The 24,365-nt window shown below is 57.6% G+C and carries 22 protein-coding genes and 1 pseudogene; all 23 read left to right on the plus strand.

Annotated elements, in window-relative coordinates; genetic code table 11:
- Positions 1-37 precede the first annotated feature (37 nt).
- The 23 genes and pseudogenes from ACMXYI_RS21285 to ACMXYI_RS21395 all read left to right on the plus strand — a co-directional run bounded on the left by ACMXYI_RS21285 (position 38) and on the right by ACMXYI_RS21395 (position 24,306).
- Entirely contained in the window at positions 38-1,747 is a 1,710-nt protein-coding gene (locus ACMXYI_RS21285) for an FAD-dependent oxidoreductase (protein WP_415768932.1), read from the plus strand.
- A complete protein-coding gene (locus ACMXYI_RS21290) occupies positions 1,740-2,594 on the plus strand; it encodes an SDR family NAD(P)-dependent oxidoreductase (protein WP_415768933.1) in 855 nt (284 codons plus the stop codon). Before ACMXYI_RS21285 ends, ACMXYI_RS21290 begins: the two co-directional genes overlap by 8 nt.
- A 197-nt stretch (positions 2,595-2,791) precedes the next feature.
- Positions 2,792-3,529: a glucose 1-dehydrogenase gene (locus ACMXYI_RS21295; protein ID WP_415768934.1), complete on the plus strand. Its 738-nt coding sequence runs from the start codon at positions 2,792-2,794 to the stop codon at positions 3,527-3,529.
- 17 nt (positions 3,530-3,546) lie between these two features.
- On the plus strand, positions 3,547-4,578 hold the full coding sequence (locus ACMXYI_RS21300) for a ferredoxin--NADP reductase (protein WP_218473693.1): 1,032 nt from the start codon (positions 3,547-3,549) through the stop codon (positions 4,576-4,578).
- A 37-nt stretch (positions 4,579-4,615) separates the two neighbouring features.
- Positions 4,616-6,190, plus strand: a complete 1,575-nt coding sequence (locus ACMXYI_RS21305) for a FadD3 family acyl-CoA ligase (protein ID WP_415768935.1) — start codon at positions 4,616-4,618, stop codon at positions 6,188-6,190.
- 258 nt (positions 6,191-6,448) lie between these two features.
- Positions 6,449-7,357, plus strand: a complete 909-nt coding sequence (locus ACMXYI_RS21310; RefSeq protein WP_415768936.1) for a VOC family protein — start codon at positions 6,449-6,451, stop codon at positions 7,355-7,357.
- An 8-nt stretch (positions 7,358-7,365) separates the two neighbouring features.
- Positions 7,366-8,241 carry a CoA transferase subunit A gene (locus tag ACMXYI_RS21315; protein WP_415768937.1) on the plus strand — a complete coding sequence of 292 codons (876 nt, stop codon included), beginning with the start codon at positions 7,366-7,368 and terminating at the stop codon, positions 8,239-8,241.
- A 31-nt stretch (positions 8,242-8,272) separates the two neighbouring features.
- The gene (locus tag ACMXYI_RS21320) at positions 8,273-9,082 is read left to right on the plus strand and encodes a CoA-transferase subunit beta (protein WP_415768938.1); all 810 of its coding nucleotides are present in this window, start codon (positions 8,273-8,275) and stop codon (positions 9,080-9,082) included.
- 27 nt (positions 9,083-9,109) lie between these two features.
- Positions 9,110-10,015: an enoyl-CoA hydratase gene (locus tag ACMXYI_RS21325; RefSeq protein ID WP_415768939.1), complete on the plus strand. Its 906-nt coding sequence runs from the start codon at positions 9,110-9,112 to the stop codon at positions 10,013-10,015.
- Positions 10,012-11,103 carry an NAD(P)H-dependent flavin oxidoreductase gene (locus tag ACMXYI_RS21330; protein ID WP_415768940.1) on the plus strand — a complete coding sequence of 364 codons (1,092 nt, stop codon included), beginning with the start codon at positions 10,012-10,014 and terminating at the stop codon, positions 11,101-11,103. The genes ACMXYI_RS21325 and ACMXYI_RS21330 overlap by 4 nt, the downstream gene beginning before the upstream one ends.
- Positions 11,100-11,870: an enoyl-CoA hydratase family protein gene (locus ACMXYI_RS21335; RefSeq protein ID WP_415768941.1), complete on the plus strand. Its 771-nt coding sequence runs from the start codon at positions 11,100-11,102 to the stop codon at positions 11,868-11,870. The genes ACMXYI_RS21330 and ACMXYI_RS21335 overlap by 4 nt, the downstream gene beginning before the upstream one ends.
- 15 nt (positions 11,871-11,885) lie before the next feature.
- Entirely contained in the window at positions 11,886-13,049 is a 1,164-nt protein-coding gene (locus ACMXYI_RS21340) for an acyl-CoA dehydrogenase (RefSeq protein ID WP_415768942.1), read from the plus strand.
- A 10-nt stretch (positions 13,050-13,059) separates the two neighbouring features.
- Entirely contained in the window at positions 13,060-14,124 is a 1,065-nt protein-coding gene (locus ACMXYI_RS21345; protein ID WP_415768943.1) for an acyl-CoA dehydrogenase family protein, read from the plus strand.
- An 8-nt stretch (positions 14,125-14,132) separates the two neighbouring features.
- On the plus strand, positions 14,133-15,287 hold the full coding sequence (locus ACMXYI_RS21350) for an acetyl-CoA C-acetyltransferase (protein WP_415768944.1): 1,155 nt from the start codon (positions 14,133-14,135) through the stop codon (positions 15,285-15,287).
- 11 nt (positions 15,288-15,298) lie between these two features.
- A complete protein-coding gene (locus ACMXYI_RS21355; protein WP_415768945.1) occupies positions 15,299-16,177 on the plus strand; it encodes an SDR family oxidoreductase in 879 nt (292 codons plus the stop codon).
- 38 nt (positions 16,178-16,215) lie between these two features.
- Positions 16,216-17,298 (plus strand): annotated as a pseudogene (locus ACMXYI_RS21360) (acyl-CoA dehydrogenase family protein); the annotation flags it as partial.
- A gap of 12 nt (positions 17,299-17,310) precedes the next feature.
- On the plus strand, positions 17,311-18,525 hold the full coding sequence (locus ACMXYI_RS21365; protein ID WP_415773940.1) for an acyl-CoA dehydrogenase family protein: 1,215 nt from the start codon (positions 17,311-17,313) through the stop codon (positions 18,523-18,525).
- A gap of 17 nt (positions 18,526-18,542) precedes the next feature.
- Positions 18,543-19,328: an SDR family oxidoreductase gene (locus tag ACMXYI_RS21370; protein WP_218473663.1), complete on the plus strand. Its 786-nt coding sequence runs from the start codon at positions 18,543-18,545 to the stop codon at positions 19,326-19,328.
- A gap of 10 nt (positions 19,329-19,338) precedes the next feature.
- Complete coding sequence (locus ACMXYI_RS21375) at positions 19,339-19,797, plus strand: MaoC family dehydratase (RefSeq protein ID WP_415768946.1); 459 nt, start codon at positions 19,339-19,341, stop codon at positions 19,795-19,797.
- Positions 19,798-19,814: 17 nt separating this feature from the next.
- Complete coding sequence (locus ACMXYI_RS21380) at positions 19,815-20,204, plus strand: nuclear transport factor 2 family protein (RefSeq protein WP_415768947.1); 390 nt, start codon at positions 19,815-19,817, stop codon at positions 20,202-20,204.
- Between the two features lie 63 nt (positions 20,205-20,267).
- Positions 20,268-20,723: a nuclear transport factor 2 family protein gene (locus tag ACMXYI_RS21385; protein WP_414907070.1), complete on the plus strand. Its 456-nt coding sequence runs from the start codon at positions 20,268-20,270 to the stop codon at positions 20,721-20,723.
- Positions 20,724-20,840: 117 nt separating this feature from the next.
- Entirely contained in the window at positions 20,841-21,911 is a 1,071-nt protein-coding gene (locus ACMXYI_RS21390; protein ID WP_415768948.1) for a WD40/YVTN/BNR-like repeat-containing protein, read from the plus strand.
- Positions 21,912-21,969: 58 nt separating this feature from the next.
- The gene (locus ACMXYI_RS21395; RefSeq protein ID WP_415773941.1) at positions 21,970-24,306 is read left to right on the plus strand and encodes an efflux RND transporter permease subunit; all 2,337 of its coding nucleotides are present in this window, start codon (positions 21,970-21,972) and stop codon (positions 24,304-24,306) included.
- Positions 24,307-24,365 lie beyond the last annotated feature (59 nt).

A 24,365-nucleotide genomic window follows, 5' to 3' on the forward strand; every position in this document is an offset into this window, starting at 1 on the left:
CTTTCAGTCCCGCCAATAATAACGACAAGATCAGGCCATGAATGCGATAGCAAGCCGGGAAGAAGCATACGATGTGGTGGTGGTCGGGACCGGGGCGGGCGCGATGCTGACGGCTGCCCGAGCCCACGACTTGGGGTTGTCGGTACTGGTGATCGAAAAAACCGACAAATACGGCGGCACGTCTGCAGTGTCGGGTGGGGGGATCTGGATTCCCAACAACGACCACATTGCAGCCAGCGGCGGTAGCGACAGCATAGAAGACGCAAAGGCGTATCTGGTTGCTGCGGCCAAAGGAGAAGTGGCCCCTGAGCGCATTCGTGCCTATGTCGAACAGGCGCCACTCATGTTGCGCTATGCCGAAGAAAAGACGCGCATGCGTTATCGCGCCGTGCCCAATTACGCCGATTATTATCAGGATTTGCCCGGTGCCAAACTTGGCTACCGGACCCTCGATCCTTTGGCGTTCGATGGTCGCTCCCTCGGTTCGCTATTATCCCGATTGCGTGAAACGTCTCCCACCATGCTTATATTCGGGCGAATGGGCATGACCACGTTCGAAGCCATGACCCTGTTGGCCCGGGTCCCCGGTTGGAAGAGGCTTGCGTTCAAGCTGGGCTGCAAATACTGGCTGGACTTGCCTGGCCGGCTTCGCAGCAAGCGCGATCGTCGGTTGACCATGGGCAACGCGCTGGTGGGCTCACTTCTGCGGTCGTTGCTGGATCGCAACATTGCGATTCGGTTGAACACACCGTTAAAAAGTCTGCGTGAAGAGGACGGCCGTGTGGTTGGCGTAGATGTGACTTATCAGGGTCGGGAGCTGTTCATACGTGCCCGCAAGGGCGTTGTGCTGGCTGCCGGTGGATTTGAGCGCAATCAGCAGATGCGTGAACAGTACTTGCCCAAGCCCACTCAAACCGATTGGACTGCAGCGCCACCCTGCAATACCGGGGATGCGATTCTGGCCGGACAACAGCTGGGGGCTGCGGTGGATCTGATGCAGCATGCCTGGTGGACTCCTACCGTACATGTACCGGGTGAGGAGAAACAGCGCGGCTTGTTTTCCGAGCGCGCCTTGCCAGGGTGCATCGTGGTCAATCGACTGGGCAAACGCTTTGCCAACGAAGCGCAGGACTACCTGGACTTCGTCCTGGCGATGTATGAAGACCACGCCAGGACGAAAGCCAATCTACCGGCCTGGATGATTTTCGACGCTAACTTCCGGCGCAAGTACAACGCAGGTCCGCTGGTCTCTGCTTCAGTCATGCCTGATTCGCTGCTGCCACGTGATTGGCTGGGCAATGTGTTCTTTCGCGGTCAAACCCTCGAATCCCTCGCCAGCGCCATTGGTGTCGATGCAGCAGGTCTGACGGACAGCGTGCAGCGTATCAACCGCTACGCGGCCACGGGTATCGATACAGATTTTGCAAAGGGCGGTAACCAGTATGACTTGTTCTATGGCGACCCTACCGTCAAGCCGAATCCGTGTCTTGGACCGATCCTGAAACCACCGTTCTACGCACTGAAACTCGACGCGGGAGAGATCGGAACCAAGGGTGGCCTGGTGACCGATGAGTTCGCTCGGGTGTTGAACGAGTCCGGGCAGCCTATCGTCGGCCTCTATGCCACCGGCAATACTTCGGCCTCGGTAACCGGGCCTTCTTATCCGGGGGCGGGCGCCACGCTTGGACCCGCGTTGACATTCGGTTTCATCGCCGCCAACCATCTTGCGGGAGAGAAAAATGCTTGAAGGAAAAATCTGCTTAGTTACGGGTGCGAGTCGAGGCGTTGGCCGTGGCGTAGCACTCGCGCTCGGTGCCGCGGGCGCTACGGTCTACGTGACAGGACGCAGTGTGCGTGAAGGTGATGCGCCTTTACCCGGCACAGTTTATCGCACCGCTGAAGATATCGATCAGGCAGGCGGACAGGGCATCGCCGTGGTCTGTGATCATGCCGACGATGCTCAGGTCCAGGCCTTGTTCGAGCGGGTTCAGCGTGAGCAGGGGCGGCTCGATATTCTGGTCAACTGTGCCATCGCCATTCCTGCAGAGCTGACGGATATCGCGCCGTTCTGGAAGAAGCCGCTGACGATGACCGAGTTATTCGGGGTCGGTATGCATTCGGTGTATGTCGCCTGTTATCACGCGGCGCCCTTGCTGCTGGAAACCCAGGGGTTGATCGTCAATATTTCTTCCGCTGGCGGACGTTGCTATATGCATGGCCCGGCTTATGGCGGTGCAAAAGCTGCGACCGACAAAATGTCCCATGACATGGCTCACGACTTTCGCGCATTTGGAGTCAGTGTTGTGTCTCTGTGGCCGGGGCTGGTCAAAACCGAGCGGACCTTGGCTGTCTGTGCGGCGGAGCCGGAGAAGTACGGCGACTGGCTGGCCATGGGCGAAACGCCGGAGTTTCTTGGGCGGGTAGTGGCGGCGTTGTATCTGGACAGCGAGCGACAGGCGCGTTCAGGAAAAGTCTTCTATGCCGCCGAATTGGCAGTGGATTACGGCGTGCAGGATGAGGGTGGCATACAGCCTCCATCCCATCGTGCGTTCCTCGGTGATCCTCCTGAGTTCTCTTCGGCAGTGGTGGAGTAGCACGCTTTTTTTTTTGATCATTGCTCCCCTTCACACACTGATCATGGCGCCCCATAAAAGGGGCGTTTTTTTGCGGTAAAGATTTAAACCACTGGCGATAGTCCTATTGGACGATGAGTCCAAACGCATTGAATCCGAGAATCCAGACATCCCGGAACCAATTACAAAAAGTAAGGGGCGCGCTTTTGAAGACTCGCATGCAAGACAAGGTGGTGTTGATCACCGGCGCAGCCAGTGGTGTGGGGCAAGCCGCCGCACAAGCATTGGTTAACCAGGGCGCGTGTGTGGTCGTCGCCGATGTTGATGAGCACAAGGGTCGTGAGACCGCTCAAAGCTTGGGTGAGGCTGCGCTGTTCATACGTTTGAACATCACCGATGAACATGATTGGGAACAGGCTCTCGCTGTGACTTATGCGCATTTCGGACGCCTGGACGCGGTGGTCAATAACGCGGGTATTTTCCCGACTGAAGATATCGAGCAGACCAGTCTGCAAGAGTGGCGGCGAACACTTTCGATCAACGCCGACGGAACTTTCCTTGGCTGCAAATACGCAATTCAGGCTCTGCGTGAGAAGGGTGGGGCAATCGTCAACCTCGCGTCCACCGCCGCTGTCGCAGGTCACCCTGGCATGTGCGCTTACTCGGCTTCCAAGGGGGCCGTGGCTGCTCTGACACGTAATGTGGCCGTGCATTGCCGCAATCATGGCTATCGAATCCGTTGCAATACGATCATTCCCGGCGGGATCCGCACACCGATGACGGCTGCCATCTGGAGCGGGAATGACGACCTCAGCTTTGCTGACAATCCCAAGTCGCCTTTCTGTGAGCCAGAGGATGTAGCCAATCTGATTGTGTTCCTCGTCTCGGATGAATCGCGATATATCAATGGTGCTGAAATGCGAGTCGATAATGCATTTCTGGTGGCGCTCGGTTGAGCAGGAGATCTTGAAACATGAGCGGCCCGGTTTATCACACCCTTCGTATCCGAACCGTCATTGAAGAAACGCTGGACGCCAAGTCCCTCGTGTTCGATGTTCCGCTGTCGTTGGCTGACACCTTTCGCTATCGGCCGGGGCAGTTCCTCACATTGCGTTTACCCGTTGGCGAGCGGCACTTGCCCCGTTGTTACTCTCTGGCCAGTTCGCCCTTGGTCGACGGCGCGATGCGGGTCACCGTCAAGCGCGTTCGCGACGGGCGGGGCTCCAATTGGGTCTGCGATAACCTGAACGCCGGTGATGAGTTGCAGGTGCTGCCACCTGCTGGCGTATTTACGCCGAAATCCTTCGAAGGCGACTTCTTGCTCTTTGGAGGGGGCAGTGGCATCACCCCAGTGCTGTCGATCCTGCGCTCGGTGTTGGTGGCGGGTACGGGACGGATCTGTCTGATCTATGCCAATCGCGATGAAGCCTCGATCATCTTCCGTGATGAGTTGAAAACCCTTGCTGCCGCCCACCCATCACGCCTGCAAGTCCTGCATTGGCTGGACTCGGTTCAGGGTATTCCTTCGGTCGCCCAACTTGCGGAACTGGCCCGGCCGTGGCGCCAGGCCAATTGTTTTATCTGCGGTCCAGGGCCTTTTATGGATGCGTCGGTCGAGGCGCTGCACGGTCTGGAGATTCCCCAGGCACGGATCCATGTCGAGCGCTTCGTGTCCTTGCCTGAAGAAGGGGCTGAGGTCGTGCCGATTCAAGGCGATGGCCCGGTCAAGGAAGTGCGTCTTGACGTCACGCTCGATGGAGAGCGTCACCAATTGACCTGCACCAATCAGGAATCCCTGCTCGACGCCATGCTGCGCGCTGGTATTGATGCGCCTTATTCCTGTCGCGCAGGTGCCTGTGCCACCTGCATGTGCACGTTGGTGAGCGGAAAAGTGAATTTACGCGTGAATGATGTGTTGGACAAAAACGAGCTGGCTGAAGGCTGGACGTTGGCATGCCAGGCGGTCGCCGACAGCGATCACATCACTTTGCGCTTCCCGGATTGATCGTGCCGGGCTGTCTTAACACTGAGGTTTATTGAACATGGCGTCGAATACTCTGACAATCCCTCGCATGCTGGCGCACTCGGCGCAGCGCCACGGTGAACGTATCGCTATCGAGGAAAACGGTGTTGCGATCACGTATGCGCAGTTACATCGCAACGCCTTGAAAGTCGCCGCGGGACTTATCGCCCTGGGCGTCGAGCCCGGTGACCGAGTGGCCATCTGGGCGCCCAACGGCAGCCAGTGGATCGTCGCGGCGCTGGGTATTCATTGCGCAGGTGCGGCGTTGGTGCCGGTCAACACCCGCATGAAAGGCAGTGAAGCCGGTTATGTGTTGGCCTCCAGTGGTGCGCGCGTCCTGTTCAGTGCCGGGCAGTTTCTCGGCAGTCACTATCCTGAGTTGCTGGCTGAACATCGTCCCTTCTCACTGGCGCAGATCGTCGTCCTCAATGACGCACGTCCCGTCGAACTGAGCTGGGAAAACTTTCTCGACAAGGCGCAGGAGATTGATGATGCCGTGGCGTTCCAGCGTGCGGCAGCGGTGACTCCGGACATGCTCAGCGATGTGATGTTCACCTCTGGCACTACGGGTAACCCCAAAGGCGTCATGACCGCACATGGGCAGAACCTGAAAGCTATCGACGGCTGGGCCCAGGCCATGGGTTTGTGCGCAGAAGACCGCTATTTGATCGTCAATCCGTTTTTTCATGCGATGGGTTACAAGGCGGGCTGGTTGGCAGCCTTGATGCACGGCGCGACAATCCTGCCGCAACAGGTTTTTGATACGTCGGCCGTATTGAAAGCCATCGAGCGTGACCGCATCAGCGTATTACCTGGACCGCCCACGGTATTCCATAGCTTGTTGGCCGACCCTGCGTTGGCGACGACTGATCTATCAAGCTTGCGCGCAACCATTACCGGTTCGACCACCATTCCCCCCAGCCTGATTGAGCGCATGCGTAACGAGTTGGGTTTCAAGGTCGTGCTAACCGGTTACGGTCTGACGGAATCCTGCGGGTTTGCCACGTTGACCTCTCGAGATGATTCGCCACAGGTGGTCGCTCATAGTTGTGGCCGAGCGATGCCGGGCGTTGAGCTGAGGATTGTTGACGAGCACGACCGGGAGGTTGAGCCAGGAACGGCGGGTGAGGTGCTGATTCGTGGCTACAACGTCATGCAGGGGTATTTTTCCGACGATGCCGCCACTCGTGAGGTGGTGGACACCGAGGGTTGGCTGCACACAGGAGATATCGGTTTGCTTGATGAGGCGGGCTGTTTGCGCATCACGGATCGACTTAAGGACATGTACATAGTGGGTGGCTTCAACTGTTACCCGGCAGAGATCGAACGTTTGATCGCTGCTCACTCAGCCGTCGCTCAAGTGGCGATAGTCGGTGTCCTGGATGATCGTATGGGGGAGGTTGGGCGAGCCTTTGTGGTGTTACGTCCGGGTGCGTTGATGAATGGCGAGGAGTTCATTGCCTGGTGCCGTACGAACATGTCGAACTATAAAGTGCCGCGCTACGTCGATTTCGTTGACAGCCTGCCCACTAACCCCAGCGGTAAAGTCCTCAAACGTGAGCTGAGGTCTGTGGCGCTGGCGCAGGTTTCCTGAACGGGAAGCGAGCGTAGCGATTAATGAAAAGGGAACCGATCGGTTCCCTTTCCACGCTTTGCCTGGCTCATCGGCCACCCAATAATCCTGTCTGTCAGCATGCGCATCGAATCCTCTCCAGCAGGGTTCGAGGGGCCGTCGAACCGCCGATCTTCGCGGGCTTTTGATTATCGAATCGATAGTCTCAATGGACGATGTTTGATCCCGCTATCCGTCTGAGAATCCTCATCAGGTAATCGAAATTTCTGAGAGGCACTCATGATCGATATCAGAGGACTGGCCTACGTGGTCGCGGAGTCGACCGACATTGCCCGTTGGAAACGCTACGGCGAACAGGTAATGGGCTGCATGTCGACACCGACAGCGGCAGGTGGCGTCTATCTCAAGCTCGACGAGCGTCCCTATCGCTATGTCATCACCCCTGGAGAGCGTGATTGTTACTTTGCTTCCGGGTGGGAAGTGGCCGATCAACAGGCATTCGACAAGGCCGTTGTCGAGCTGGAGGCCGCTGGTGTCAATCCGCGCAAGGCAACCGCGGTTGAGCTGGTTTCACGCATGTTTCAAGACATGGTCTGGTTCCTTGACCCTTCTGGTAATCGTCATGAAGTGGTCTGGGGGATCAAGTCCGACTTCAAACTGTTCGACTCGCCGGTCGGTATTCCGAAGTTCATCACCGGGGCGATGGGGCTAGGGCATACCGTGTTGCCTGCTGCGAAATTCGACGCCACCTGGGCTTTTTTCCGCGATGTGATGGGCTTCGGTTTGTCCGATATCTACAACCATCAGGCAGGTCCTGATGCACCGGTCCAGCGATTGCACTTCACCCATTGCAACAACGGTCGTCAGCACAGCTTGGCGTTGTTTGAAGCTGAGGCTCCGTCCGGCTGCATTCATGTCATGGCCGAAGTCGATTCGATGACAGAAGTCGGACGGGCCATGGATCGTTGCAAGTCGCAGGGGTTCAAGCTTCTGGCGAGCCTGGGTCAACACGTCAATGACGAAATGGTTTCCTTCTACATGGAAACCCCCGGAGGTTTCGCGTTGGAGTACGGCTATGGCGGGTTGGTCGTGGACTGGAACCAGCACTCGGTCTTTGAGGCCACTGCTATCAGCTATTGGGGGCATGACTGGAGTCTCGGTCTCGCCACTGCACACCTGGATAAATGAGGCTCACGATGAATAAAGAACTCAGCGCGAAGGATGTCGTCGCTCGACTGCGTGATGGCATGACCATCGGTATCGGTGGTTGGGGACCGCGTCGCAAGCCCATGGCAATCGTTCGTGAACTGCTGCGCTCGGACCTCAAAGATCTGACGATCGTCAGCTACGGTGGGCCGGAGGTGGGCATGCTTTGTGCCGCGGGCAAGGTCAGAAAACTGATTTTCGGCTTCGTCACACTCGACGCCATTCCGCTGGAACCTTATTTCCGTAAAGCCCGTGAAGCCGGTGAGTTACAGGTCATGGAACTGGACGAAGGGATGTTCGAGTGGGGCTTGCGTGCTGCAGGTATGCGTATGTCTTTCCTGCCGACCCGCTGCGGTTTGGGCACCGATGTGCTTGACCGCAATCCTGATCTGCGCACGGTGCGTTCGCCTTATGACGACGGCGAGGTCTATGTCGCCATGCCGGCCTTGAATCTCGACGTGGCGCTGATTCATGTCAATGAATCGGACCGCTTGGGTAACACCTTGGTCAAGGGGGGGGATCCGCTTTTTGATCACCTGTTCGCCCGTGCCGCCAAAGAGAGCTACGTAAGCACGGAAGTCCTGCATGACTGCTTCGGTCTTGCTCCGGAGATGGCCCGCCTGAATTTTTTCGAACGTTACCTGGTCACTGGCGTGGTGCACGCACCTTTTGGCGCACACCCCACCTACAGTGGCCCCGACTACGGCTGGGATCTGGAGCACTTGAAGCGTTATTGCGCCAGTGCCACCCAGGAAAATGGCTGGCAAGGCTACGTCGATGAATTCATTGCCTGCAGTGAAGCCGAGTACCTGAGCAAGGTTGGAGGCGCCGAGCGCGTCAGCAAATTGCCTTTGCCGATTTTCTAGCTTTCGCAGCCTAAAGATAAGGACAACCGTCATGACTCAAGCCTCTACTGCCGCCACCGACTACAGCCTCGCTGAGCTGTTGATTATTGCTGCCAGCGAAGCCTGGCGTGGCAATGGTGAAATTCTGGCGTCCGGGATCGGTGTGGTGCCACGCCTGGGGGCCAGCCTGGCCAAGCTCACTCATTCGCCCGAGCTTTTGATGACCGACAGTGAAAGCTTTCTGGTCGAGGAGCCGATTCCCCTTGGTCCGCGTGGCGATTACCAGCCCAAGTATTCCGGCTACATGTCTTTCGACCGAGTGTTCGAATGCGTTTGGGGCGGTCGGCGGCACGCGATGATCGGTCCGACTCAGATTGATCGCTACGGTCAGACGAACCTGTCACTGGTTGGTGATTACGTCAAACCTAAAACTGCCGTTCTAGGCGTTCGCGGTCTGCCGGGCAATAGCATCAACCACGCCAACTCGTTATTCGTGCCTAACCACAGCGTGCGGGTTTTCGTCGGCGCCGAGGTCGATATGGTCTCCGGTGCCGGATACAACCCGGAGCGTTGGCCAGAGGGCTCACGCAATGATTTTGTCGATCTGCGATTGATCATCACCGATCTGTGCGTCATGGATTTCGGTGGACCGAATCATGGAATTCGAGTGGTTTCCTTGCATCCGGGTGTGACCTTTGAACAGGTTCAGAGTGCCACCGGTTTCAGCCTGCTAAAGGCTGACGAGATCCTGACGACTCCGGGACCGAGCGAAGAGCAGTTGGAAATCATTCGCCGCCTCGATCCGTACAACTTGCGAGCAAGTGTGATCAAAAACAATCCGCCTGGCGTACGCACCGCCTGAAGCCGCTGCAAGAACGGGGAGCACCGTATGGCTGAACAACAAGAAACAGGCGTCGACAGTGCGCAAGAGGTGGTCCTGTACAACGTGCAGGATGGCATCGCGACGGTGACGATGAACCGTCCCGAGTTCAACAATGCGCAGAACTCGAAAATGACCTATGCACTGGACGCTGCCTTTCGCCGCGCGGTGGATGATGACGAGGTCAAGGTCATCATCCTGCGTGGCAGTGGCAAACACTTTTCTGCTGGTCATGACATCGGCACGCCAGGACGAGACATCAATCAGAGTTTTGATCGCACATCACTGTGGTACGACCATGTGAACAAGCCAGGTGGTGAGTTTCTTTATGTGCGTGAGCAAGAAGTGTATCTGGGCATGTGCAGACGCTGGCGCGATCTGCCCAAACCGACCATTGCCATGGTCCAAGGTGCCTGTGTAGCCGGTGGTCTGATGCTGGCCTGGGTTTGCGACATGATTGTTGCCAGTGACGATGCGTTCTTCTCCGATCCAGTTGTGCGCATGGGAATTCCGGGCGTCGAGTACTTTGCCCATGCTTTTGAGTTGAACCCGCGTATTGCCAAGGAGTTTCTGTTTCTCGGTGAGCGCATGAGCGCCGAGCGGGCTTACCAGATGGGCATGGTCAACCGCATTGCCAGTCGGGAGAACCTCGAGGAAGAGACTTACAGCATCGCTCAACGGATCGGCAAGATGCCACGCATGGGTCTGGCCTTGACCAAACAGGCGATCAATCACATCGAAGACCTGCAAGGCAAACGGGCAGGCATGGATGCGGCGTTTGCCTGGCACCATTTTGCCCATGCTCACAATGAGTTGATCTCCGGTGACAAATTGGGCGGTTACGACGCCAAAGCCATGGCTGATTCGCAGCGCACTCCAGGTGAAATCCGTTCCGGCGAGGCGCAAAACAAATGACCCTGAGCCTGCATACACCGATCTGTGACTTGCTGGGTTGCCGCTATCCGGTGATTCAAACCGCGATGGGCTGGGTGGCGGACGCGCGGCTGGTGGCGGCAGTCGGCAATGCAGGCGGTTTTGGCTTTCTGGCGGCCGCGACACTGCCGGCGGACCGGTTGGAGGCGGAAATTCGTCAGGTGCTGGCGCTTACCGATCAGCCATTCGGAATCAATTTCCACATGTTCCAGGCGAATGCCGGGCAAGTGCTCGCCTTGATCGTCAAGTACCGATTGCGCGCAGCAAGTTATGGGCGAGGTGCGGATCGCCAGAGCATCGATCGTTTGAAGCAGGCAGGGGTGATTTGCATACCTACCGTGGGTGCCGTAAGGCATGCGCGTAAAGCCGTCGAGTTGGGTGCTGACGCCCTGGTCATCCAGGGTTCCGAAGGCGGTGGGCATACCGGTGTCGTGCCTACCAGCATGCTCCTGCCAATGGTGCTGGATGCGGTGAATGTACCGGTTCTGGCGGCCGGCGGACTGCACGATGGTCGGGGGCTGGCAGCGGCCTTGGCGTGTGGCGCTCAGGGGATAGCAATGGGCACACGCTTTTTGCTGACCGAGGAATCGCCCGTGCCGGCTACCACGCTGGAACGCTATTTGAGTGTTAGAGATCCAGCCAATATTCGCGTTTCCCTGGCGGTAGACGGCTTGCCGCAACGGATGATCGACAACCCGACACTGCAGCGTTTGGAGCGATCGGGCGTGGTACGTCAAACCTGGCAGGCCTTGCGCAGTGCCTGGTATTACAAACAGCAGGCCGGTCTGAACTTTCTCCAGTTGTTGCGCGTCGCGCTGAGTACCTGGCGGGCTGACAGCGAGCTCTCGCTGAGTATGGCCGCCCGCGCCGCCAACGCCCCACAACTGATTCGCCTGGCATTGAGTGACGGACGTCCCGACGACGGCGTGCTACCCAGTGGCCAGGTGGCTGCCAACATCGATCGACTACAGAGCTGCGCACAGGTTATCGAAACAATCGTTGTCCAGGCCCGTCAACGGCTACTGGCTCTTCAGACCTGGATGGCAACGACTCCGGAGGTAAAGATATGACTCAAGGATTTCATAGCTCGATAGAAGACGGTGTCGCGGAGTTGGTCATCGATCATCCCCCGGTCAACGCCCTCGACAGCGCGGGCTGGTTCGCCCTGGCTCTGGCGATTGATGCTCTAGGCGCACGAAGCGACGTTCATGTGATTGTGATTCGAGCTGAAGGTCGAGGTTTCTGCGCAGGTGTCGACATCAAAGAGCTGGCGACCTATCCGGAGCGCATTGTTGCAGTCAACGCAGGCAACTACGAAACCTTCCGGTCAGTGCACCGCTGTCCGGTGCCCGTGATTGCGGCGGTGCACGGCTTCGTTCTGGGTGGAGGCATCGGCATCGCCGGTGCGGCAGACATCGTCATCGGTGCCGAGTGCGCAACGTTCGGTGTACCGGAAGTTGATCGTGGTGCGATGGGTGGCGGGGCGCATTTGCAGCGTCTATTCCCGGTACAGAAAGTGCGCCACATGTACTTCACCGGAGAAAAAATCACTGCCGCCGAGGCCTATCGCCTTGGTGCGCTGGAGCAGGTTGTACCGCGCGCGCAGCTACGGGAAACCGCGCTGGCCGTCGCGCGCAAAATTGCTTCGAAAAGTCCGGCAATGATTCGCCTGGCCAAAGAAGCATTGAATGGTGTGGAAGACGGGAACCTGGAGGACAAGTATCGCTGGGAGCAGGGTTTTACGCTTCAGGCCTATCTGAATGCCGACTCCGCCGAAACCCGCCAGGCCTTCGTCGAGAAGCGCCAGGCAAGCTTTATTCCACACAGCGCGGATTGACCAGGAGAGCCTTTGATGAAACTCGAATATACCGACCAGCAACAGGCGTTCCGCCAGGAAGTCCGCAATTGGCTGGCAGTGCATGTACCCAAGCGACCTTTGGACAGTTTCGACTCGGCGGAGGGCTTCGAACAGCATCGCGAATGGGAGCGAACGCTGGCAACCGGCAACTGGAGCATGGTGACCTGGCCCAAGGATTTGGGCGGTCGCGCTTGCGATCTGATTGAGTGGTTGATCTTCGAAGAAGAATACTGGCGCGCCGGTGCGCCAATGCGGGTTAACCAGAACGGAATCTTTCTGCTCGGCCCAACGTTGATGGATTTCGGCACACCCGAACAGAAGCAGCGTTTCCTGCCCATGATGGCCAGCGGTGAAAGCATTTGGGCTCAAGGCTGGTCGGAACCCAATGCTGGCTCGGACATGGCGGCCATTCGTGCCAAAGCGACCCGTGATGGTGATCACTATGTGCTTAACGGCCAGAAAACCTGGTCGACCCGAGCGGTTTGGGCTGACTGGTTGTTCGGGATGTTCCGTAGCGACCCGAACTCGCAGCGTCATCATGGCTTGAGTTTTCTTCTGGTGCCGTTGGATTCGCCAGGCATCACGGTTCGTCCGATCCGTCAGCTCAACGGTCTGCCCGGTTTTGCCGAAGTGTTCTTCGATGATGTACGGGTTCCGGTAGAAAACCGGTTGAGTGAGGAGGGTGCGGGTTGGCAGGTGGCGATGTCCACGGCCGGTTTCGAGCGCGGTTTGATGCTGCGCTCACCCGCGCGGTTCCAGGCGACCGCCAAAGCGCTGGTGCAACTGTATCTGGCGAACCGGGCTTCGGCCGACCAGGATCCATCGGTCCGTGAGGCGGTAGTCAGTGCCTGGATGCAAGCAGAAGCCTACACGCTCGCGACCTATCGCACGGCCAGCAGCCTGATCGCCGGCGGGCATATCGGCGCTGAGTCCAGCACCAACAAAATCTTTTGGTCCGAGCTTGATCAGCACATGCACGAGACGGCCATGCAGATACTCGGTGCGCGCGCAGAGCTGTTACCGCACTCACCCGCGGCTCGAGACGTTGGCGGTTGGCTGGAGGGGTTCATGTTCGCCCACGCCGGGCCTATCTACGCTGGCACCAACGAGATCCAACGCAACATTATTGCCGAGCGCATGCTCGGTATGCCTCGCTGAGGAGACGTCCATGGACTTTAAATTTACAGCGGATCAGATCCTGTTTCGCGACACCATGCGGCGATTCTTTCTGGTCGAAGCCGCCCCTGAAATGCTTCGCGAGCTCTGGGAAACTGAAGCCGGTCGTTCTCCGCAGTTGCGCCGCAAGATTGCCGAACAGGGCTTGACTGCTCTTTCGGTCGGTGAAGCCTATGGTGGCCTGGGGTGTGGCGATGTTGACTGGGCGTTGATGATGCCCGAGCTGGGTTACTTCGCGATCCCCGACTCACTGGCGGGTACCGCCTACCTGGCGGCAGCAATGCTCAGTGCGTTGCCGGATGAGTCGCTGATCAAGCAGGAATGGTTGCCGCGTGTTGCTGATGGCAGCGCGAGGATTGCCGTGGGCCACCCGATCAACCCGTTGGTGGCTGACGCGCACCTTTGTGACTTGCTGTTATTGGCTCATGAAGGCGAGGTCCACGCGTTGCATCGTGACGAGGTGAAACTGGAGCGCAATTCGAGCGTCGATTTATCCCGGCGCCTGTCCCAAGTGAGCTGGACACCGAGTGACAACAGCCGTATTGCCGATGCCCAGAGTGGGCAACTGATTTGGACCGACACCCTCGAGCGTGGTGCCTTGGCCACCAGTGGGCAGCTATTGGGCCTGGCCAAACGCATGCTTGACCTCTCCATCGACTACACCGCCGAGCGCAAGCAATTCGGTAAACCGATTGGCAGTTTTCAGGCGGTCAAGCACCACTTGGCAAACGTTGCTGTGCTGATCGAGTTCGCCAAGCCCGTGTTCTATCGGGCGGCTTATGCAGTCGAGCATCAACTCCCAAACCGTGAAATCTATGTATCCCACGCCAAGTTGGCGGCGGGCGAGGCCGCTTTGCTCGCCGCGAAAATGGGGATTCAGGTTCATGGGGCCATGGGGTACACCTGGGAAGTCGACCTGCAAATTTTCATGAAGCGCGCTTGGGCCCTGGTGGGCACCTGGGGCGATCGTGGCTTCCACAAGGCCCGGGTTGCCGAGTTCGTACTCGGTAACGTCGACCAGCTCGGTCCGGGCAATACCTTTAACTTGAATGAATGAGGTCCAGCATGGCGCAAGCCTATATCGTCGATGCACTGCGTACGCCGACCGGTAAACGTCGCGGCTCGTTGTCCGAGGTTCATCCTGCTGACCTGGGTGCACACGTTTTAAAAACCTTGGTCGAACGCAACAATATTCCTGCTGAAGACTACGAAGATGTGATCTTCGGTTGCGTGGATGCGGTCGGCCCCAATGCCGGGGTTATCAGCCGCACGTCCTGGTTGGCGGCCGGTTTGCCTGACCATGTGCCGGGCACGGTGATCGACCGCGCCTGCGGCTCCTCGCAGCAGGCCCTGCACTTCGCCGCGCAAGCAGTGATGAGCGGCACCCAGGATGTGATTGCCGTGGGCGGCGTGCAGAACATGAGCATGGTTCCGATTGCCTATGCCATGACCGCCGCGAACCCCTTGGGTTTTACCGACCCGTTCTCGGGCAGCAAGGGCTGGAAAGCGCGTTACGGCGATCAGCCAGTCAATCAGTTTTATGCGGCGCAGATTATCGCCGAGAAATGGAAACTGACCCGCGAAGACATGGAGCGATTCTCTCTGGAGAGCCATGAACGGGCGTTAAGGGCTATCAAGGAAGGGCGCTTCGAGCGCGAGATCGTCGGCCTTAATGGCTTTTCCATCGACGAGACACCGCGTGTCAGTAGTCTGGAAAAAATGGCCACGCTGGAGCCAGTCGATCCGGCTTACCCAATGATCACTGCTGCGGTGTCCAGCCAGACCTGTGATGCGGCCGCCGCTCTGCTGGTGGTTTCCGAGGCGGCGCTCAAACGTTACAACCTGACGCCCCGTGCACGGATCGAGCACATCAGCGTGCGTGCCGATGATCCGATCTGGCACCTCACTGCGCCGATTCCAGCCACCGCTGCCGCTTTGAAAAAGGCGGGCCTGCGCCTGGAAGACATCGACCTGATAGAGATCAATGAAGCTTTCGCTTCCGTGGTCCAGGCCTGGCTCAAAGAGACCGGCTATCCCTATGAACGAACCAACGTCAATGGCGGGGCTATAGGTCTGGGTCATCCGCTGGGCGCAAGTGGCGCACGCTTGATGACAACCTTGCTGCATGAACTGGAACGCACCGGTGGCCGTTATGGCTTGCAGACAATGTGCGAGGGTGGCGGCCAAGCGAACGTCACCATCATCGAACGACTTGGGTGAGGGATTTGAAAATGGGTATTTGTGCTAACAGAACAGTAATTATCACCGGCGCCGGTGGTGGTCTTGGGCGTGCTTATGCGTTGGCCTTCGCCGCCGAAGGTGCGAATGTGGTGGTCAACGACATTCGTCGTGAGGCTGCCGAGGCGGTGGTCGCCGATATCGTCGCCGCCGGTGGGCAGGCACTGGCCAACGACGACGACATCACCCGTCTCGACCACGCTCAAGCGATCGTCGAGAAGGCCGTGGCACATTTTGGTGAAGTGCATGTACTGGTCAACAACGCCGGCAACCTGCGCGACCGGATGTTTGTCAGCCTGAGCGAAGATGACTGGGACGAGGTCATGCGCGTCCACCTCAAGGGTCACTTTTGCTTAGCCAATACCTTGGCCAAACGCTGGCGCGATAAGGCCAAGGCGGGCGAACCTGTCGATGCTCGGATAATCAACACCAGCTCCGGTGCCGGGCTGCAAGGTTCGGTCGGACAATCCAATTACGCCACCGCCAAAGCTGGCATTTGTGCGCTGACACTGGTGCAGTCGGCAGAGTTGATCCGCTATGGCATCACCTCTAATGCCCTGGCGCCAGCCGCGCGTACCAGCATGACCGAGTCGGCAATGCCCGATGTGGTGAAAAAACCCAGTGATGACAGCTTCGATTTTTGGGACCCCGCCAACGTCGCGCCGCTGGTGGTCTGGCTAGGCAGTGAGCAGTCTCGACACATTAACGGACGGGTCTTCGAGGCTTCCGGTGGCAAGTTGTCGCTGGCCGATGGCTGGCGCCTTGGCCCACAGCGCGATAAAGCGGCGCGCTGGCTGCCGGCTGAAATTGCAGAGGTCGTCGCTGCACTGATTGCTGAAGCGGTACCTCCACAAAAGGTGTATGGGGCATGAGTGCCGGTATGGATTTTTCCCTCAACGACGATCAGAAGATGATCGCTGAAGCCGCCGAAAGCTTCATGGCCGAGGCCTGTCCATCGTCGTCAGTGCGTGAGGCGATGGAAAGCCCGACTGGCTACGACGCCGCGCTGTGGAAGCAGATTGCCGAGGACATGGGCTGGTGCGCCACGCATATTCCTGAAAGCCAGGGCGGACTGGGATTATCGTGGGTCGAGTTGACCCTGATTTTCGAACAGATGGGACGGCGTCTGCTGCCATCGCCGTTTTTCGCCACAGTGGGCTTGGCTGCAACGACATTGCTCGAAGCGGTGGACGAGTCTACACGTGCTTCTTATCTGGAGAAAATTGCCGCCGGGCAGTTGCGGGCGACCGTGGCATTGGCAGGCAAAGGTTTATCCTGGTGCGCCGAATCGCCTGGTGCCACGGCTCAGGCCTGCGCTGAGGGCTATCGTCTGCAAGGGCGATTCCGACACGTCCCTGATGGCGCCAGCGCCGAGCTTTTTTTGTTGCCTGCGCGGCTGGAAAACGGTGAGTTGGCGTTGTTCGCGGTTGCTGCCGACCTCCAGGGGATCGAGCGGCAGGAACACGTCGGTGTCGATCTGACGCGACGCGTGGCTGAGGTTATTTTGACCGACGTTACGGTTGGAAAAGCCTGCAAACTGGCCGCAGGTCCACAACTTGATGACCGCTTGCAACGTGTGCAGGCCCTGGCAACGCTGGTGCTCGCTGCCGAGCAGCTGGGTGGTGCGCAACAGTGCCTGGATTTGACACTGGCCTATGCCGCTGAACGGGTGCAGTTTGGTCGTCCGATCAATGCATTTCAGGCGGTCAAACACCGCTGTGCGGAAATGATGGTGAAGATCGAGGCGACACGTTCTGCCGTCGGTGGCTGTGCTCGCGTTGCAGCCACTGTGCCGGGGACCGCCGAGTTGCTGCGCGAGGCGGCCTGCGTCAAGAGCTTCGCCAGCGAGACGTTCTATTTCTGCGCTCAAGAAGCGATTCAGTTGCACGGCGGCGTGGGGTTCACTTGGGAATACGATCCGCAGCTGTATTTCAAACGTGCCCAGGCGAGTGCTCATTGGTTTGGCGATGTCGACGCGTCCCGCGAAGCCATTGCCAGCTGGCTGATCACTGGCGGCGAAGCCGAGCGGGAAAAGCCTGAAGAGGCGGATGAAGCACTAGCCTTTCGCGCAGAGATTTCGCAGTGGATGGGCGAGCATTTAACGGGTCGCTTTGCCTGTCTGAAGCATCGCGGTGGCGCCGGAGACGAGGATGCCTATCCGGAGCTGCGCAAGGAGTGGGAGCAGGAACTGGCCAAAGGCGGTTGGACCTGCGTCGGCTGGCCGAAAGATTACGGCGGCCGTGGCCTCAGTGTGGCGCAGCAGATTATTTTTCACGAGGAATACGCTCGCGCAGGTGGTCCGGGCAATATCGGTCATTTGGGTGAAACGTTGCTCGGTCCCACTGTGATTGCCTTTGGCAGCGAAGCACAGAAACAACAGTTTCTACCGGGAATCGTGGCAGGTACCGAGTATTGGTGTCAGGGGTATTCCGAACCCAGTGCCGGCTCGGACCTGGCCAATGTACAGACCCGAGCACGCCTTGACCCGGTGACCGGTGAATGGGTGCTGCACGGTCAAAAAGTCTGGACCTCTCTGGCACACGAATCGCAATGGATTTTCGTCGTGGCCCGTTCTGAGCCCGAGTCTCGTGGGCATCACGGGCTGATCTTTCTACTGGTCAAGCTGGATCAGCCGGGTGTTGACGTTCGCGGGATCAAACAGATCACCGGCACCTGTGAGTTCAACGAAGTGTTCTTCGATGGTGCACGCTGTCCCGCACAGAATGTTATTGGTCAACCCGGCGAGGGCTGGAAGATCGCCATGGCCTTGCTTGGATTTGAGCGCGGGCTGTCCTGGATCGGCATGCAGATGCATTTTGCGCATCAGCTCGAGCTGGTCTGTAAAGCTGCCCGGGATACCGGCAGCGTCGACAACCCGTTGATTCGTGCGCGTATCGGCCAGGCCTGGATGGGCCTCAAGGTTATGCACTACAACACCTTGCGCACGCTCAGCGGCGGGGATGACGGCAGCCTTTCCCGAGAGGGTTACATCATCAAGTACTACTGGTCCAACTGGCACCGCGATCTGGGCAAGTTGGCCATGGATGCATTAGGTATCGAAGGCGATATCTATGTCGATGACTTCTCTCGAACCCGACTGCAACAAGTGTTTCTGTTCAGTCGTTCGGACACCATCGTCGCGGGTACCAACGAGATTCAGCTCAATATTATTGCCGAACGTGCCTTGGGTATGCCCAAAGAAGCACGACCGACGCGTTAGCTCAACAGGAGTCTCGCATGATTAATGTTCCTGCCTATGTTCCCGGCCATGACTTGCTCAAGGGCAAGTCTGCGCTGGTCACCGCCGCCGCTGGCGGTGGTATTGGCTATTCCACTGCGCAACGATTTGCCGAGGAGGGTGTGCGCGCGTTGATGCTTTCTGACGTGCACCCGCGTCGCCTTGAAGAGGCGGTTGCCCGTTTGCGTGAGGAAACCGGACTCGACGCGATTTACGGCCAAGTCTGCGACGTGACACAAGAAGATCAAGTTCAGGCCTTGGTTGCCGAGGCTGAGGCGTGTCTGGGCGGCACCGATATCCTGTTCAACAACGCAGGTCTGGGCGGGCAAAAACGCATCATTGAAATGAGCGATGAGGAATGGCTGCGGGTGATCGATGTATCGCTCAACGGTACGTTCCGCATGACCCGCGCGATGCTCAAGGTCATGCAACCGCGTGGCCATGGCGCAATCATCAATAATGCCTCGGTGCTGGGCTGGCGCGCTCAGAAAGAGCAGGCGCACTATGCGGCGGCCAAGGCCGGGGTCATGGCCCTGACGCGCTGCAGTGCGTTGGAAGCGGCCGAATACGGTATTCGCATCAATGCAATATCTCCGAGCATTGCCATGCATGCGTTCCTGAAAAAGACAGCGGATGAAAACCTGCTTTCAGCTTTATCCGCCAACGAAGCCTTTGGGCGCCCTGCGGAAGTCTGGGAGATGGCCAATATTGCAGTTTTTCTGGCCAGCGAATATGCGTCCTATCTCGTGGGAGAAGTCATTTCTGCCAGTAGTCAACGGGCTTGAGGGGCGGCGCATGGTAAACATCTACAACAATGCCGAAGAAGTGCTCGCAGCCGTTGGCACTTCTCTTGGTGTGACCGAGTGGCTGAGTATCGATCAGTCTCGGGTAACGGGGTTCGCCGAGGCGACCAATGATCATCAATGGATTCATGTCGATGCCGAGCGGGCCAAGGAGGGGCCGTTTGGCACAACCATAGCGCATGGGTATTTGACGTTGGCCCTGGCCGGCAGCTACTTCCTCTCGCAACTTATCGATGTGCGAATGCGCATGGGCGTCAATTACGGTACCGACCGTGTCCGCTTTCCTGCACCAGTGCCCGTCGGAGCGTCTATTCGGGGGAGGGGGGAGATCATCAAGGCTGAGGTTGTGGATGGTGGAGTGCAGGCAACTGTGCGGGTCACGGTGGAGATTCACGGGGCTGAGCGACCGGCCTGCATCGTCGACACAATCAGTCGTTACTACTTCGATTGATTCAACGGAGTCATCCAATGCCTAGCATCGTACGTATGAAGTCAATTTTTCAGCATTATGTTGACGGCTTTGAGCGTGCTGATGCTCAGGCAGTCATCGCACTATTCGCTGAAGACGCAAGTATCGAAGATCCAGTTGGATCGAAAGCTCATGTTGGCAGAGCAGCTATCGTCGATTTCTACAACAGAGCCATTGCAGCAGAAACAATTGTGAAGGTTCGAGGACCGATCCGAGGCGCTCCTCATGGTAACGCGCTAGCCGTTGTCCTGGAGACATTGGAACCCACTGCAAAAGGTCTTGAGGTCTACTCGAGAATTGACGTGTTTCGGTTCGATGATTCGGAAAAAATAATTTCACGACAATCTTTCTACGGGCCTGATGATTTGTTATTGGTCACGCCTGGTTAGTTCTATCGATAACTGCATTGCCCCCTCATTCGGAGGCGCACTTTTCTATGAGGTTTGAACACCGTGGATGCGACTGACTACTTTGAGATCCAGAACCTGATTTATGAATATGCCGCGCGTCTGGATCAAGGTGATCTTGATGGTGTTGGCAGGTTATTCGCACACGCTGATGTTCATATTCCTGGGCGCAGTGCGCCGGTGAGCAACGACCCTAAGCTGTTGTCCGAGCTGTTCAAGGATTTTGTTCGCCTGTATGACGGTAAACCGCGTACCCGGCACATGATGAGCAATGTGCAGATCCGCCCCAATGGTCCGAATCGGGCCATGGCCCATGTCTATGTGATGGTCTTCCAACAGACCGCTGAACTACCACTGCAGCCGATCATTGGCGGTGACTATATCGATCGGTTCGAGAAGGTTGATAACGTCTGGCGGTTTTCCGAACGGATCATCGCCAATGATTTGTACGGGGACCTGAGTGCCCATGGAAAGTACACCTATGCTCCCGGCGGAGCATAAAGTCATAAGCGACTACTCCGGATGGACGATGCAGCAGGGGGCTCTGCACGGCACATTCCAGTAAGCCCATGATGCAGTGATCCGTGACTGCTCGGCGATGCTTAATCAGGAGGAGTCATGAATCAGCAGTCAACAATAATCAACAATGAATCTGCTACGCGAACGGCCCAGCGGCAGCCGCCGTCAGGTCTGCGCTCCACCGAAGCAGGACGGCATCGAGTTTGGGGCGGTTTGGCCATGGCGCTGCTGGTAGCTATCGGTACGGTTGCTTCCTTTCTGCCTCGACCCAGCCCACATTTCCCTGCTACCTCAGTCCAGCCTCAGCGCATGCTGATCAATAGTGCCGCGCAAGTTGATGCGCAAATTGTTGCGGCCGGGGAATTGGGACATCTTTTCTTCAGTGTGGACGCAGGCAAGAGCTGGCAGGACGCTAAAGTCGAGCCGCAACGTGGCTCGACCCTGACAAGGGTTTTCTTCCCCAGCCCGACACTCGGTTTTGCGGTCGGTCACGACAACTGGATTTTACGGACTGAGGACGGTGGCAAAACTTGGCAGGAGGCCAACTTCGCGGGTGAAAACTCAGAAGTATTGCTCGATGTCTGGGGTAAAGCGCAGGGGCCGTTATTTGCTATAGGCAGTTTTGGCAGTTTTCTCACCTCTACAGATAAGGGTAAATCCTGGGCGCCGCGCGATACGGCGCTGGGTGACCGACATTTGTATGCGCTGTCCGGAGCCGGCGAGACACATCTGATGCTGGTGGGGGAGAGTGGATTGGTCGCGAGGTCTTCTGATCAGGGTACGACCTGGACTCGCTTGCCGGAGTTCTACAAAGGTTCGTTTTTCGGTCTGGTCTCGCTTTCCCCTGATACCTGGCTGGTGTACGGCATGCGTGGCAAGGTCTACCGCACTCAGGATTTCGGTGAGACCTGGAAGGAAATCGACTCGGGCACTACCGCTGCGCTTTACGGTGGAACTCAGACTCGGGAAGGCAACGTTGTTTTGGTGGGTGAGGGCGGTGTGGTCACTGTCTCGGAAGATCACGGCCAGACATTTAAGCGCACGCACGCTGGAGGTGGCCAAAGTCTCTCGAGTGTCAGTGAGGCTACTGATGCAAGACTGATATTTGTCGGCCCGGCGGGTATCACGCAGCAGGCACAACAGCCTGTGCAACGCAAAGCCGTCGAATGAGGAACGCGTCGTGAATAACAAGAAATCCATCTTCGTCGATCGTTGTGCCGATTTATTGATGGCGCACCGCCGTTGGTTGTTCGTGCTGTTCGTGCTCCTGACATTAGTGTTTGCCGGCACGGCCACACGCATCAAGCTGGACCCTGGTTTCTATAAAATGATCCCGCTGCAACATCCCTATATGCAGACCTTCGTTGATTATCTGAAGGTGTTTCCCGGGGCAAATCGGGTCTTGGTCAATCTTCGCTGGAAAGGTGAGGGTGACATCTACAACAAGCAATTTCTGCAAGCCTTGCGCGAAGCTACCGATGAGGTGTTTTTCATTCCCGGAGTGGACCGCACACGGGTTTCGTCACTGTTTACCCCTGATACGCGCTTTATCGAAGTGACAGAAGAGGGCTTTTACGGTGATGTGGTGGTTCCGTCGCGGTTCGGCGGAACCGATGAGGACCTTGCGGTAGTTCGGCGCAACGTGGCGCGCTCCGGAGTCATTGGACGCCTGGTCCAGATAGATCTGAAGGGTGCCCTGATTCGCGCCGATCTGCAGGAACTCAATCCGCAAACCGGCGAGAAGGTCGATTACGAAAAAGTCGCGGCCGCGCTGGAAAAAGTTCGAGCCAAATTCAGCAGCGATCAGCTTGACGTCAATATCATCGGTTTCCCGGTGTTGATCGGTGAGATTATTAACGGTTTGGTTGGGGTGATTGCGTTTTTTGGGGTTGCCTTCGCGATCACTGCAATCTTGCTGTTTTTCTATTGCCGATCATTTCGCCTGACCTTGCTGACCCTGGCGGTAGCGCTGTTGCCCGTCATCTGGCTGTTGGGTTTGTTGCCGCTTCTGGGCTATGGCATCGACCCACTGTCCATTCTGGTGCCGTTTTTGATTTTCTCCATCGGCGTCTCCCATGCGGTGCAGATGACGAATGCCTGGAAGCAGTCGGTACTGGGCGGCGCTGACTCACTGTCAGCTGCGCATTCGGCGTTCCGTCGACTGTTTATTCCCGGGGCGTTGGCGTTGCTGACCAACGCACTGGGCTTCGCGGTGATCATGCGAATTCAGATCGATAGCGTGCGTGAGCTGGGCATTACCGCGTGCCTGGGCGTTCTATTGATGATCATCACCAATAAGATGATGTTGCCGATACTGCTTTCCAGAATGCGTCTGGAGAGTTCTGCCCGGAACGTCAAGACCGATCCGGTCGGTCGTCATCCTGTTTGGTGGAAACTTTCGGCGGTGACGCGGCCTGGGCCGGCCATGGCTGTCTTCGTGGTTTGGCTGACGTTGCTGGTGGTGGGGACGCTGGAGTCGCGCCACCTCACGGTGGGTGATATTGGTAGCGGCGCCCCAGAGCTGCGGGCCGACTCACGTTATAACCAGGACAATGAGGCCATAGTCAGCCACTACGCTATCGGCGTCGACGTACTGACCGTGGTAGTCGAAGCCAAGGGGTTCGATGGTGATGCCTGTCTGTATTATTCGGTGATGAATAACGTCGATCGTTTTGAAATGTTCTTGCGCGGCGTCTACGGCGTGCAGTCGGTGGTCAGCGTGCCGGACCTGGCCAAGGTCGGTATTGCTGCCAACAACGAAGGTAACCCGCGTTGGGCGGCGCTACCGCGTAGCAGTCAGGCGTTGCAGCAGGGATCCGCAGCCTATAACCCTGACTTGGGCTTGAATACGGACAGCTGCACTGCCATGCAAGTATTGATCTACACCAAAGATCACCAGGGTGTGACGCTTGATCACTTGACCAGGGAAATCAAACGCTACATTGCTGAGCAGCCGACGGAGGGGGTTGAGTTTCGGGTCGATCAGTCGTTCCGTCTGGCGGGTGGCAACGCTGGCGTAATGGCCGCCACCAACGAAGCGGTCGAGCAAGCGGAAGTGACCATGTTGGCCTCAATCTTCGGTGCGATCACACTCCTTTGTCTATTGACCTTCCGCTCCTGGAAGGCGGTGTTGTGCATCATCATGCCGCTGGCGATTGTCTCGATCCTGTGCAATGCGTTGATGGCGCAGCTGGGGATCGGCCTGAAAGTCGCGACGCTGCCGGTCATCGCGCTGGGTGTCGGGGTAGGGGTGGATTACGGGATCTATCTCTATGAATGCATCAAGCATCATCTCGACAATGGGGATGACTTGCGTTCTGCCTTTTACGAAGCAATGCGTCAGCGGGGGACGGCTGCGGTGTTTACTGCCGTGACTATGTCGGTTGGTGTCGGCACCTGGGCATTCTCCGCGCTGAAGTTTCAGGCTGACATGGGTATTTTGCTGGCCTTCATGTTCCTGGTGAACATGTTCGGCGCGGTGCTCTTGCTGCCGGCATTTGCCAGTTGGCTAAACGTCGGAGCCAAGGTTGAAACCAAATTCAACGCTCCGGCTTCCGTTAAGTAAAACAACACTTTCTGGTTGTACATCGCATCGACAACTTTGTTGTCGATGCGCCTTTGTGC

This window comes from Pseudomonas lyxosi, from assembly GCF_047758685.1.
Taxonomy (GTDB): domain Bacteria; phylum Pseudomonadota; class Gammaproteobacteria; order Pseudomonadales; family Pseudomonadaceae; genus Aquipseudomonas; species Aquipseudomonas lyxosi.

Coding starts and splice junctions, on each gene's coding strand:
- ACMXYI_RS21310 (WP_415768936.1), top strand. CDS start 6,449: ATGATCGATATCAGAGGACTGGCCTACGTGGTCGCGGAGTCGACCGAC.
- ACMXYI_RS21305 (WP_415768935.1), top strand. CDS start 4,616: ATGGCGTCGAATACTCTGACAATCCCTCGCATGCTGGCGCACTCGGCG.
- ACMXYI_RS21350 (WP_415768944.1), top strand. CDS start 14,133: ATGGCGCAAGCCTATATCGTCGATGCACTGCGTACGCCGACCGGTAAA.
- ACMXYI_RS21290 (WP_415768933.1), top strand. CDS start 1,740: ATGCTTGAAGGAAAAATCTGCTTAGTTACGGGTGCGAGTCGAGGCGTT.
- ACMXYI_RS21325 (WP_415768939.1), top strand. CDS start 9,110: ATGGCTGAACAACAAGAAACAGGCGTCGACAGTGCGCAAGAGGTGGTC.
- ACMXYI_RS21295 (WP_415768934.1), top strand. CDS start 2,792: ATGCAAGACAAGGTGGTGTTGATCACCGGCGCAGCCAGTGGTGTGGGG.
- ACMXYI_RS21335 (WP_415768941.1), top strand. CDS start 11,100: ATGACTCAAGGATTTCATAGCTCGATAGAAGACGGTGTCGCGGAGTTG.
- ACMXYI_RS21315 (WP_415768937.1), top strand. CDS start 7,366: ATGAATAAAGAACTCAGCGCGAAGGATGTCGTCGCTCGACTGCGTGAT.
- ACMXYI_RS21355 (WP_415768945.1), top strand. CDS start 15,299: ATGGGTATTTGTGCTAACAGAACAGTAATTATCACCGGCGCCGGTGGT.
- ACMXYI_RS21345 (WP_415768943.1), top strand. CDS start 13,060: ATGGACTTTAAATTTACAGCGGATCAGATCCTGTTTCGCGACACCATG.
- ACMXYI_RS21320 (WP_415768938.1), top strand. CDS start 8,273: ATGACTCAAGCCTCTACTGCCGCCACCGACTACAGCCTCGCTGAGCTG.
- ACMXYI_RS21375 (WP_415768946.1), top strand. CDS start 19,339: ATGGTAAACATCTACAACAATGCCGAAGAAGTGCTCGCAGCCGTTGGC.
- ACMXYI_RS21300 (WP_218473693.1), top strand. CDS start 3,547: ATGAGCGGCCCGGTTTATCACACCCTTCGTATCCGAACCGTCATTGAA.
- ACMXYI_RS21285 (WP_415768932.1), top strand. CDS start 38: ATGAATGCGATAGCAAGCCGGGAAGAAGCATACGATGTGGTGGTGGTC.
- ACMXYI_RS21390 (WP_415768948.1), top strand. CDS start 20,841: ATGAATCAGCAGTCAACAATAATCAACAATGAATCTGCTACGCGAACG.
- ACMXYI_RS21395 (WP_415773941.1), top strand. CDS start 21,970: ATGGCGCACCGCCGTTGGTTGTTCGTGCTGTTCGTGCTCCTGACATTA.
- ACMXYI_RS21330 (WP_415768940.1), top strand. CDS start 10,012: ATGACCCTGAGCCTGCATACACCGATCTGTGACTTGCTGGGTTGCCGC.
- ACMXYI_RS21380 (WP_415768947.1), top strand. CDS start 19,815: ATGCCTAGCATCGTACGTATGAAGTCAATTTTTCAGCATTATGTTGAC.
- ACMXYI_RS21370 (WP_218473663.1), top strand. CDS start 18,543: ATGATTAATGTTCCTGCCTATGTTCCCGGCCATGACTTGCTCAAGGGC.
- ACMXYI_RS21340 (WP_415768942.1), top strand. CDS start 11,886: ATGAAACTCGAATATACCGACCAGCAACAGGCGTTCCGCCAGGAAGTC.